This window comes from Pseudomonas sp. GW456-E7 (assembly GCF_059424105.1).
This window is the reverse complement of the sequence record NZ_JBWKZB010000001.1, coordinates 207,715-219,727: the sequence shown is the minus strand read 5'-3', so window position 1 is coordinate 219,727 and position 12,013 is coordinate 207,715. Positions and strand designations below refer to the sequence as shown.

9 protein-coding genes and 2 tRNA genes are annotated in these 12,013 nt (G+C 60.1%); 4 read left to right on the top strand and 7 right to left on the bottom strand.

The window, feature by feature from the left end:
* Positions 1–190: 190 nt before the first annotated feature.
* From AC07YV_RS00945 to AC07YV_RS00930, 4 genes are all read left to right on the top strand, one after another.
* A tRNA-Leu gene (locus AC07YV_RS00945) sits at positions 191–277 on the top strand.
* A 168-nt stretch (positions 278–445) separates the two neighbouring features.
* A tRNA-Leu gene (locus AC07YV_RS00940) sits at positions 446–532 on the top strand.
* Between the two features lie 191 nt (positions 533–723).
* Entirely contained in the window at positions 724–1,734 is a 1,011-nt protein-coding gene (locus AC07YV_RS00935) for an iron ABC transporter substrate-binding protein (RefSeq protein WP_102698662.1), read from the top strand.
* Positions 1,734–3,290 carry an ABC transporter permease gene (locus tag AC07YV_RS00930; RefSeq protein ID WP_102698661.1) on the top strand — a complete coding sequence of 519 codons (1,557 nt, stop codon included), beginning with the start codon at positions 1,734–1,736 and terminating at the stop codon, positions 3,288–3,290. The genes AC07YV_RS00935 and AC07YV_RS00930 overlap by 1 nt, the downstream gene beginning before the upstream one ends.
* Before the next feature lie 90 nt (positions 3,291–3,380).
* Here AC07YV_RS00930 and AC07YV_RS00925 read toward each other — a convergent pair whose 3' ends face one another.
* From AC07YV_RS00925 to hfq, 7 genes are all read right to left on the bottom strand, one after another.
* Positions 3,381–5,315 carry a methyl-accepting chemotaxis protein gene (locus AC07YV_RS00925; protein WP_102698660.1) on the bottom strand — a complete coding sequence of 645 codons (1,935 nt, stop codon included), beginning with the start codon at positions 5,313–5,315 and terminating at the stop codon, positions 3,381–3,383.
* Positions 5,316–5,453: 138 nt separating this feature from the next.
* Positions 5,454–6,743 carry an adenylosuccinate synthase gene (locus tag AC07YV_RS00920; protein ID WP_007973267.1) on the bottom strand — a complete coding sequence of 430 codons (1,290 nt, stop codon included), beginning with the start codon at positions 6,741–6,743 and terminating at the stop codon, positions 5,454–5,456.
* A gap of 54 nt (positions 6,744–6,797) precedes the next feature.
* Entirely contained in the window at positions 6,798–7,985 is a 1,188-nt protein-coding gene (locus tag AC07YV_RS00915) for an ATP phosphoribosyltransferase regulatory subunit (protein ID WP_007973265.1), read from the bottom strand.
* Between the two features lie 312 nt (positions 7,986–8,297).
* Entirely contained in the window at positions 8,298–9,167 is an 870-nt protein-coding gene (gene hflC, locus AC07YV_RS00910) for a protease modulator HflC (RefSeq protein WP_007973264.1), read from the bottom strand.
* Positions 9,167–10,342, bottom strand: a complete 1,176-nt coding sequence (gene hflK, locus AC07YV_RS00905; protein ID WP_102698659.1) for an FtsH protease activity modulator HflK — start codon at positions 10,340–10,342, stop codon at positions 9,167–9,169. The genes hflC and hflK overlap by 1 nt, the downstream gene beginning before the upstream one ends.
* A 96-nt stretch (positions 10,343–10,438) precedes the next feature.
* Positions 10,439–11,740, bottom strand: coding sequence for a ribosome rescue GTPase HflX (gene hflX / locus AC07YV_RS00900; RefSeq protein WP_095964699.1), 1,302 nt, complete (start codon positions 11,738–11,740; stop codon positions 10,439–10,441).
* A gap of 12 nt (positions 11,741–11,752) precedes the next feature.
* Positions 11,753–12,013 carry an RNA chaperone Hfq gene (gene hfq / locus AC07YV_RS00895; RefSeq protein WP_003221112.1) on the bottom strand — a complete coding sequence of 87 codons (261 nt, stop codon included), beginning with the start codon at positions 12,011–12,013 and terminating at the stop codon, positions 11,753–11,755.

Below are 12,013 nucleotides of genomic sequence, written 5' to 3'. Positions count from 1 at the left end.
TTTGGCATAGGCGTAATGAAACGGGAAATTTCAAGCTAAGACGCCCCATCTAAAGCCCTGTATCGACACCGCAAAGCTGTTTTGAAGACCGCTGGCGAAATTTTCCAGGTTTTTTTGATTCCGGGGGTTTACAGTTAAAAAGACGCTCCGTATAGTGCGCGCCATCGACGACGGAGACGTTGCCGATACTGCCCAGATGGTGAAATTGGTAGACACGCCAGCTTCAGGTGCTGGTGACCGCAAGGTCGTGGAAGTTCGAGTCTTCTTCTGGGCACCAATTTCGAGCTTGAGATTAGTTCAATTTCAAGGCTCACACAAAAACCCGCGAAAGCGGGTTTTTGCATTCTGGGCCCCTGGTTTATTAATTTTTAAAATCAGGGGTTTACAGATCAAAACGCTCTCCGTATAGTGCGCCACATCAACAGCGGCAACGCTGAAGATGAATGCCCAGATGGTGAAATTGGTAGACACGCCAGCTTCAGGTGCTGGTGACCTTACGGTCGTGGAAGTTCGAGTCTTCTTCTGGGCACCAATTCAAGTTCAAGGTTACGGCCTTGAATTTCACAAAAACCCGCGAAAGCGGGTTTTTGCGTTTCTGGCATTCGAAAATTTCCGCATGACCGGATTGTGTGTCGCTCCGGCAAACCCGAGGGCGCATTTGAGAAACAATATCGTTTATCATTGTTGCAAGTTTTTGCAATGCGACAGTGAGGAACCCTGCGAATGATGTTTCGAAATACCCTGCGCCGCGGCTTGACCATCACCCTGCTCGGCCTGGCACTTGCCACTCCCCTCACCCAAGCCGCCGACCCGGTTTCCCTGACGCTCTACAACGGCCAACACAAAGAAGTCGGCGACGCGGTCGCCAAAGCCTTCGAAGCCAAGACCGGGATCCACGTCAACGTACGAAAAGGCAGCAGCAACCAGCTCGCCAGCCAGGTCGTCGAAGAAGGCGATCGCTCCCCTGCCGACGTGATCTACACCGAAGAATCGCCGCCACTGAACAAACTTGGCGAACAAGGTCTGCTGACCAAGGCGGATGACGCCACGCTGGCGGTTCTGCCCAAGGAATACGTCGCCAGCAATGGCACCTGGATTGGCGTGACTGCCCGGGTGCGCGTCGTCGCCTACAACCCCAAGCTGATTGATGAAAAAGACCTGCCGACCTCGGTGATGGACTTCTCCGATCCAAAATGGCAAGGCAAGGTCGGCTTCGTGCCCACCAGCGGCGCCTTCCAGGAACAAGCCGTCGCCATCATCAAAGTGCACGGCATGGACGCTGCCGAAGAATGGCTGACCGGGCTGCGCGCATTCGGCAAGACCTACAGCAACAACATGGTCGCGCTCAAGGCCGTGGAAAATGGCGAAGTGGCCACCGTGCTGGTCAACAACTACTACTGGTTCGCCTTGCAGCGTGAAAAAGGCCAGCTCGATTCGAAACTGCACTACTTCACCGGCGGCGACGTCGGCGGGCTGATCACCGTGTCCAGCGCAGCCGTCCTGAAATCCAGCAAACACCCCAAAGAAGCACAACAATTGCTCGCCTACATGGCCAGCGAGGAAGGCCAGCGCGTGATCACCCAGACCACCGCCGAATACCCGCTGCACAAAGGCATGGAATCTGATCGCGGGCTCAAGCCATTCAGCGAGCTGCAAGCACCGAAAGTCACGCCCGCCGACCTGGGCAATGCCGAAGAAGCCCTGGACCTGGAACGTGAAGTTGGCCTGAACTGATGAGCGCATCGCTTTCCGCGCATGGCGGGTACATGCCACGGCGCAAGCGGCCGTCGATCTGGCTGGTCCTGCCGGTTTTGCTACTGGTGGTGCTCAGCCTGTTGCCGTTGGCCTATGTCGGGCTCAAGACCTGGCAAGCAGGCTGGGCCGAGGCGCTGCATTTGCTGTGGCGCCCCTATGTGTTCGGACTGCTGCGCAACACCCTGGCGCTGATGGTCGGCGTGACGCTGGCCTGCGGCGTGATCGGCCTGTCACTGGCGTGGTTGCTGGAGCGCAGCAGCCTGCCGGGGCGACGCCTGTGGGGCGTGATCCTGTGCCTGCCCTTTGCCGTACCGGCGTTTGTCAGCAGCTTCACCTGGGTTTCATTGAGCGCTCATTTCGAAGGGCTCGGCGGGGCGATTCTGGTGATGACGCTCTCCAAATACCCGCTGATTTTCCTGCCGGTGGCGGCGACCCTGCGCAATCTCGACCCATCACTGGAGGAGTCGGCGCGCACGCTGGGACAGAACCGCTGGGGCGTGTTCTTCAAGGTCACCCTGCCCCTGCTCTGGCCGTCGCTGCTCGCCGGTTCCTTGCTGATCGCCCTGCACATGCTGGTGGAATTCGGCGCGCTGTCGATCATCGGCCTGCAAACCTTCACCACGGCAATCTACCAGCAGTTCGAATTGGAGTTCAGCAATGCCAACGCAGCGATGCTCTCCGCCGTACTGCTGATGCTGTGCCTGGCGCTGTTGTGGCTGGAGCTGCGCGTGCGCGGCAAGGGTCGACACGTGCGCACCGGCCAGGGCGCGGCGCGACGCGCGGAACAGGTTCACCTGGGACCCTGGGCTGTGGCAGGACAGCTTTATTGCCTGCTGCTGGCAATCGTCGGCAGCGGGATTCCGCTGGGCATGCTGGCTTACTGGCTGGCCGTCGGATCATCGGCAGCCTTTCCAATGGCAGCCATCGGCGAAGCATTGCTGTCATCCCTCGCGCTGTCGCTGGGTGGCGCGGCGGTGTGCCTGGTGCTGGCGGTGCCGGTCGGCCTGCTGGTCGTGCGCTACAAGGGCCAACTGGCGATCTGGGCCGAGCGCTTGCCCTATCTGCTGCATGCCCTGCCGGGACTGGTCATTGCCCTGACCCTGGTGTATTTCGCCCTGCACTACGTGCCGATGCTTTACCAGACTTCGGCATTGCTGCTGATTGCCTATGCGCTGCTGTTTCTGCCGCTGGCCCAGGCGCCGATCCGCACCGCCCTGAACAAGGCGGCACCGCAGCTTGAAGAAGCGGCGCGCACGCTGGGCGCCTCATCATTCAGTGCTTTCTGCCGAGTGACTCTGCCGATCATTTTCCCGGCACTGGGCGCGGCTTTTGCCCTGGTGTTCCTGGATGCGATGAAGGAACTGACGGCGACCTTGCTGTTGAGTCCGACGGGGCTGAATACGCTGGCGACGGAAGTCTGGGCGCATACTGCGAATGTGGAGTTTGCGGCGGCTGCGCCTTATGCGGCGTTGTTGATCGTGGTGTCGGGGTTGCCGGTTTATCTACTGACGACGCGGATGTATTTGAGCCGCTGACAAAGCAAAAGATCGCAGCCTGCGGCAGCCCCTACATGGAAATACGCGTTTCCCTGTAGGAGCTGCCGCAGGCTGCGATCTTTTGATCTTTTAAGCCCTGAACTGCCCCAGGCTCGCCTTCAACTGCGCCGCCAACCCATCCAGCACCTTGCCGCTGGCCGTGGTCTCCACCACCGCCTGAGCCGCTTTCTCGGCCTGGGCATGAATGGTCTCGACCCGACCACGCACCGCCTGCGCCCCTTGCGCCTGATGCGCCGCGGCCTGGGTCGCCAGGCCGATCGCCGCATGCACCTGCTCGACCGACGCCTGCACCGACTGCTGCAACCGCGCACTGTCACGCAGCACCACCAAACCTTCGTTGGCCTGGCGTCCGGCCTGACCGATTGCCGCGACCGCCTCGCGCGCGCCCTGCTGCAATGCCACGATGTGCGCCTGGATATCGCCGGTGGAGCTCTGCGTCTTGCTCGCCAGTGCCCGCACTTCATCTGCCACCACCGCAAACCCGCGCCCGGTCTCGCCGGCACGCGCCGCTTCAATAGCCGCGTTCAGCGCCAGCAGGTTGGTCTGTTCGGCGATGCCGTGGATCACCGTCAACACTACTTCAATCTGCTGGCTTTGCTGCGCCAGGCGCTCGATCACCTGGGCGCCGGTATTGACCTGGCCCGCCAGCTCCTCGATCAGGCTGCCGACTTTCGCCGAGGTCCGGGTGTTTTCATCGGTGGCCTGACGAATCTCCACCACCTGCTTGAGCGCCGCCTGCATGGCGTGGCTTTCCGACTGCGCCTCATCCGCCATTTGCGACAGGGCACGCAAGCTCTCCGCCACTTCGTCACGCTGCATGCCAGCCGCTGCGTCCGCACCCGCGTTGCGCAGGGTCATGGCACCAATCTCGACGCCAGTACGCTGAGCCACATCGCCCGCCTCGCGCACGATCGGCTGCAACTTATCCACAAAGCGATTGACCGCCGAGGCCATGTCGCCGATTTCGTCCTTGCTGTTGATCTGCACACGCTTGGTCAGGTCGCCCTCACCCGCTGCCAGGTCATCCATGGCAACGATCAGCATCTTCAGGCGATTGACCACTCGACGACCGAGCACCACCGCCAGCAACAGCAGGACACCAAAACCCACGACCGCCAGACACACGCCGATGCGCCAGCGCAATGTTGCAGCGGCTTCCTGTACGGTGCTGGTGGTGTTGGCTTTCATTTCAGCCGCGGTGGACTGCGCCGACTGCAGACGCGCGCGCATCGCCATTGCACTGTCGGCAGCCGCGCCTTTGAGGCTGTCGCCGACCAGTTGATCGCTGCTGGCGATCAAGGCCGAGAAGCGCTTGTCGAGGGCCGCCAGATCAGTCTCCACCGACGCCGTCGAGACCCCCATCAAGACCTTGCCGATTTCCACGCCATTGGGGTTGATCGAGGCCTCGATGTAGAAGACCGAAGGATCGTTCTTCGCTGCATCCAGCACCTTGTCGAGCGCCCGCTCGCCCTGGCCTTTTTCCAGCAGAGCCTTGTTGATCGGGTTTTCCCGGTTGAGGTAGCGCGTCAGGTGCTGACCGGTAGCGTCGTCATACACCACGAACAGCACATTGGGATTACGCTGGGCCCGGCGGGCGAATTCGGACAGCGTCGGAATGTCGTTGTCCCACATGGCGCGGGGCGCGACCGAAGCCAGAAGCTGCGCCATATCGTTGGCGGAGTCCTTCAGATCCTTTTCCAGGGTCGAACGCAGTTGCGCCTGCTCTTCCTCAAGACGCGAGGACAAACCGGCCGTGAGGCGCTGACGTGTACTGGTAGAAAGGCTGTCCAGGCTGGACGTGACTTCACGCCCGGCCTGCTCGAGCTCGGCGGAAAGTTTTTGACTGTCCGCACCCAGGCGCGCGCCCAGATCGGCTTCGAGCGCGGTCACCGTGCTCCGGGTCAGAGCAACAGCCACCAGCACCTGCACCAAAAGGGCGATACCCAGAGTAACGAACACGGGCCGCAACAAACGGCTTTGTAACAGTGAGAGAACGGCCGACACTGTGAATCCCTCTACTTGGACGCCATTAATTTGATGGCATTCTTTTGAGGATATTTACAGCAAAGGTCATGCCGTCCTGCAGACAAATACGACAAAGGCCCCGATTAAGGAGCCTTTGTGTTTTACATCAACGACTTATCAAGCAAACGGATGACGCAGAACGATGGTTTCGTTGCGGTCCGGGCCCGTCGAAATAATGTCGATCGGCGCACCGATCAGCTCTTCAACGCGCTTGATGTAAGCACGGGCGTTAGCTGGCAGCTCTTCCAGGGTCTTGGCACCCACGGTCGACTCGGTCCAGCCCGGCACTTCTTCGTACACAGGCTGCAGGCCCACGTAGCTGTCAGCATCAGTCGGGGCAACGGCCTTGCCTTCTGCGTCTTTGTAGCCGACGCAGATGTTGATGGTTTCCAGACCGTCGAGCACGTCCAGCTTGGTCAGGCAGATGCCCGAGATGCTGTTCACATCGATAGCGCGACGCAGGATAACAGCGTCGAACCAGCCACAACGACGAGCACGGCCGGTCGTCGCGCCGAACTCGTGACCTTGTTTGGCCAGGTGCGCACCGACTTCGTCGAACAGCTCTGTCGGGAATGGACCCGAACCTACACGCGTGGTGTAAGCCTTGGTGATGCCCAGGATGTAGTCCAGGAACATAGGGCCGACACCCGAACCGGTAGCAACGCCGCCAGCGGTGGTGTTGGAGCTGGTCACGTACGGGTAGGTACCGTGGTCGATGTCCAGCAGGGAGCCTTGGGCGCCTTCGAACATGATGTCTTTGCCAGCGCGACGCAGGTCGTGCAGCTCGGCAGTCACGTCCAGCATCAGCGGCTTGAGCAGCTCAGCGTATTCCTTGCACTCGGCCAGGGTCTTGTCGAAGTCGATGGCTGGCTCTTTGTAGTAACCCACCAGCATGAAGTTGTGGTAATCCACCAGTTCACGCAGCTTGTCTTCAAAGCGCGGCATGTTGAGCAGGTCGCCCACACGCAGGCCACGACGTGCAACCTTGTCTTCGTAGGCCGGGCCGATGCCGCGACCGGTGGTACCGATCTTCAGCTCGCCACGGGCCTTTTCGCGGGCCTGGTCCAGCGCAACGTGGAAGGACAGGATCAGCGGGCAGGACGGGCTGATACGCAGGCGCTCGCGCACCGGCACACCTTTTTCTTCCAGCTTGGTGATCTCGCGCAGCAGGGCGTCAGGTGCAACCACCACGCCGTTGCCGATCAGGCACTGCACGCCTTCGCGCAGCACGCCCGACGGGATCAGGTGCAAGACGGTTTTTTCGCCATCGATCACCAGAGTGTGGCCCGCGTTGTGGCCACCCTGGTAGCGCACTACGGCGGCAGCATGTTCGGTCAGCAGATCAACGATCTTGCCTTTGCCCTCATCACCCCATTGGGTGCCCAGGACTACGACATTCTTACCCATAACACTTGTCCTCATTCGCGCAAACTTGGTGCCGGCGGCAGCCGGCAGGAAAACTCAAGAAGCCAGTGGCGATACTTGCCAAAGCCCGTTCTGCTGAATCAATTGCCGGTCGCAGTCCGCTTCACGGGCGGCGGCCAAAGGTTGTCCAGGCAAGGCCTGAACGACACGCTGACCCTCACTGCGCAACTGGCAAACCTGCTGCCAGAGTGCCGCATCCGTACTGTCAGGCATCCAGATACCGCCAGACGGTAGCTCGATCTCAGCACGCCCCAGGGTCACCAGGGTTTTCAAATCGGTGGAAAAGCCGGTCGCCGGACGGGCACGACCGAAGTCGGCGCCGATGTCGTCGTAACGACCGCCCTGGGCAATGGACTGGCCAACACCCGGGACGAACACGGCGAACACCACACCGGTGTGGTAGTGGTAGCCACGCAGCTCGCCCAGGTCGAAATACAGCGGCAGCTCAGGGAAACGCACGGACAGCCGCTCGGCAATTGCCAGCAAGTCGTCCAGCGCCGCCAGAACCGGGGCAGGCGCCTTGGCCAGACGCTCGCGGGCCGCAGCCAGCACTTCACGGCCGCCACACAGGTCGACCAACGCCCGCAGCATGCCCGACAGATCGGCAGGCAAGCCTTCGGTCAAGGTAATGACCTCGTCGATGGCCTTGCGTTGCAAGGCATCGAACAACTGTTGCTCGACTTCACCGGACAAACCGGCCGCACGGGCCAGGCCGCGATAGATGCCGACATGACCGAGGTCCATGTGCACATCCGGCACATCGGCCAGTTGCAGCATGGCCAGCATCAGGCTGATGACTTCGACGTCGCTGCTCGGGCTGCCGTCGCCGTACAACTCGGCACCCAGTTGAATCGGGCTGCGCGAGGACGACAAGGCACGCGGCTGAGCATGCAGCACGCTGCCGGCATAGCACAGGCGGCTTGGACCTTCACGACGCAGGGTATGCGCATCGATGCGCGCCACTTGCGGCGTGATATCGGCACGGAAACCCATCTGGCGGCCCGATTGCGGGTCGATGACCTTGAAGGTGCGCAGATCCAGGTCCTGGCCCGCGCCGGTCAGCAGGGATTCCAGGTACTCGATATGGGGAGTCACGACAAACTCGTAACCCCAGCTCTGGAACAGATCCAACACCTGACGACGCGCGACTTCAATACGCGCAGCTTCCGGTGGCAGTACTTCTTCGATGCCATCTGGCAGAAGCCAGCGGTCTACCGTTGCCATTACGCCTTCCCCTATCTCCGGGCGACCAGCCTGTCGGCGAGCCTTGAGTGAAGCAGAAAATGATCGGCTTGCGCACAAACCACGCGCATGAGCGACGGAGCGAAAAGCCCTTCTACCGGCTTCGCCAACCACTTTCCTCGAAAAACTGTCGAGCCAATCGGCCCGGCATCTGCTTTAAATCAGCAATCAAACGTGCAGACGCAAAAAAGCCGGGAATTTCCCGGCTGCCGCATCATACACACGTTTTCCCAAAGGATCACCCCGCCAGAGGTTTTAGCCGCCCGGCGGGGGATAAATCAGGTCAACGCCGTATCAAGGCTTGGCTTTTTCCAGGTAGTGGAAGAAGTCGCTGCTTGGGTCGAGGACCATGACGTCGGATTTGTTCGCGAAGCTTTCACGGTAGGCACGCAGGCTACGGTAGAACGCGTAGAACTCCTGATCCTGACCGTAGGCCTTGGAGTAGATCGCAGCGGCCTGGGCATCGCCGTCACCGCGAACCTCTTCGGATTCACGATAGGCTTCAGCCAGCAGCACGCGGCGTTGACGATCGGCGTCGGCACGGATGCCTTCGGCCAGCTCGTTACCCTTGGCGCGGTGCTCGCGAGCTTCACGCTCACGCTCGGTGCTCATACGTTCGAACACGCTGCGGTTCACTTCTTTCGGCAGGTCGATGGTCTTGACCCGTACATCGACCACTTCGATGCCCAGTTCCTTTTCAGCCATCTTGTTCAGCGAAGCAGTAATGTCCGCCATCAACGCATCGCGCTCACCAGAGACCACTTCGTGCAAGGTGCGCTTACCGAACTGGTCACGCAGGCCCGATTCGAGACGACGGGACAGACGTTCGTCGGCGATCTGCTTGAGGCCGGAAGTCGCGGTGTAGTAACGCTCTGCGTCCTTCACGCGCCACTTGGCGTAGGCATCGACCATCACGGCTTTCTTTTCCAGCGTCAGGAAGCGTTGTGTCGGTGCATCCAGCGTCATCAGGCGTGCGTCAAATTTACGCACCTGGTTAACGTAAGGCACTTTCACATGCAGGCCTGGCTGAACATCAGTCTGGACCACGCGACCGAACTGCAGCAACACCGCACGCTCGGTCTGAGCCACGATGTAGAAGCAGTTCCAGGCAGCGATCGCCACGACGACGCCGACAATAAGGGCGATCAGCGATTTATTGCTCATCAGCGACTCTCCCTGGTACGTGCTTGCTGTTGCTGCAGATCAGCTGCCGCACGCGCATTCGCTTCATTGCTGGTGGCTGCCGCACTGGTCACCGGAGTGCTGGTGTTGCGACCACTTTCGACCATCTTGTCCAGCGGCAGGTACAACAGATTGCTCTGGCCGTTCTTGTTGCCGGTCACGAGCACCTTGCTGGTGTTGCTGAAGACTTCCTGCATGGTGTCCAGGTACAGACGCTGGCGGGTGACTTCAGGCGCCTTGCGATACTCGGCAACCAGCTTGGTGAAGCGATCGGCCTCACCCTTGGCGCGCGAGACGGTCTCGTCACGGTAACCATTGGCATCCTCAAGGATGCGCTGGGCCTGACCACGGGCTTCCGGCACGACGCCGTTGGCATAGGTTTCGGCCTGGTTGCGCGAACGCTGCTCGTCTTCCCGGGCACGGATCACGTCATCGAAGGCTTCCTGGACTTCGCGCGGTGCCGCTGCGCTCTGAACGTTGACCTGGGTAACGGTGATACCGGTGCGATAGGTGTCCATGAAGCGTTGCAGACGCTCCTTGATCTCGCTGGCCATCAACTCACGACCTTCGGTCAGTACCTGGTCCATGGCGGTGGAACCCACCACATGGCGCAAGGCGCTGTCGGTCGCGTGCTGCAGGCTGATTTCCGGCTGATCGACGCTCAGCACGAAGTCCTGCAGGTTGCTGATCTTGTACTGCACGGTCAGCGGCACTTCGACGATGTTCTCGTCTTCGGTCAGCATCTGGCCCTGCTTGGTGTAGGCACGCTCACGCGTGACGTTTTCCATGTACTTCTTGTCGATCGGCGGGAAATAGATATTCAGGCCCGGACCCACGGTTTCGTAGTACTTGCCGAAGCGCAGCACCACGGCTTGCTCCTGCTCGTCGACGACATAAACCGCGCTGTACAGCCAAACGGCAGCCAACACGACCAGGCCGATGCCGAGCAGGCCGCCAAAGCCGCCACTCTTGCCCGGACCACCGCCGTCGTCGCCACCACGTTTCTTACCACCACCGAACAAACCGTTCAGGCTTTCCTGCAGCTTTCGGAAGGCCTCGTCGAGATCCGGTGGCCCCTTGCGGTCGCCGTTGTTACGACGCTTGCCACCCCAAGGATCCTGATTATTCGAGTTGCCACCCGGCTCATTCCAAGCCATAGCGCTCTCCATCTGATAAAGCAAAGACGCACCCACGGCGCGCCGACCAATGCTACAGAATGCCTGTCACCACGGCACAACCGCTTTCTCAGGCTTTTATTGCAAAGTGTGTTGCTCGATAAACTCCGTCGGCACAACGCCTTCACGGCTGACCAGTCGATTGAGCTCCGAGCGCGGCAATCGAACGGCCAGCAAGCTGACACCTTCTTCGTCGTATTCTTCTTTCTGTACCGCGCCCAGCTCGAAAAACTGTGCACGCAGACGCGCAAAACGCTGAGGCAAGCGCAAGGTACCGACAAACAATTCACTGCCCAGCAACTCGGCAATGGCTTGCTCAAGCAATTCCAGACCTGTGCCATCACGTGCCGAGAGCCAGACCCGTTGGGGCCTGCCGTTTTCGTCGCGCTGGATTTGTGGCTCAACGCCTTCAAGCAAATCGAGTTTGTTATAGACCTCGAGGATCGGCAAGTCCTGGGCACCAATCTCGCCCAGCACCACCATCACCTGCTCGATCTGCAACATGCGATCCGGTTCAGCCGCATCGATCACGTGCAACAGCAGGTCGGAGTTGCTCGACTCTTCGAGCGTAGACCGAAATGCCTCGACCAGCTTATGGGGCAAGTGGCGAATGAAACCCACAGTGTCAGCCAGGACAATCGGCCCCAGGTCGTCCAGTTCCAGACGGCGCAAGGTCGGGTCCAGCGTGGCAAACAACTGGTCAGCCGCGTACACGTCGGATTTCGTCACGTTATTGAAGAGCGTGGATTTGCCGGCGTTGGTATAGCCCACCAGGGACACGGTAGGAATATCGGCACGGGAACGGCCGCGTCGCGACTGTTCGCGCTGACTGCGCACTTTTTCCAGGCGGCCCTTGATCTGCCGCAGGCGAACCCGGAGCAGACGACGGTCGGTTTCCAGCTGGGTTTCACCCGGGCCACGCATGCCGATACCGCCAGCCTGACGCTCAAGGTGGGTCCAGCCACGAACCAGCCGGGTGCTCATGTGGTCAAGCTGGGCCAGTTCTACCTGGAGCTTGCCTTCATGGGTGCGGGCGCGTTGGGCGAAAATATCGAGAATCAGACCGGTGCGGTCGATCACGCGACACTCGAAGACACGTTCGAGGTTACGTTCCTGACTGGGTGTGAGGACGTGATTGAAGATGACCAGGTCTGCTTCTTCGGCATGGACCAGATCGCGTAGCTCCTCGACCTTGCCGCTGCCAATCAGAAATTTGGCGGTTGGCCGATGACGCGGCACGTTAAAAAACGCAACGGTCTCGGCGCCGGCCGAATTAGCCAATTCCTGAAACTCCTGCGGATCTTCGCGCGCCTCAGGGTCCTGTCCATCCAAGTGAACGAGGATTACTCGCTCACCACCACCGTGGCGCTCAAAGAACAAAGGAGACTCCTATCAGGCGTTACCTGGCTCAGCGTCACCTGCATCGGATTCGGTTGCGCTAGGCAGACGAATTGGACGAACCGGTACCACTGTAGAGATAGCGTGCTTGTAGACCATCTGGCTTACGGTGTTTTTCAGCAGGATGACGAACTGGTCGAACGACTCGATCGTTCCTTGCAGTTTGATACCGTTGACCAGGTAGATGGACACCCCAACTTTCTCTTTACGTAAAGTATTCAAGTAAGGGTCTTGTAGCGAATGCCCTTTTGACAT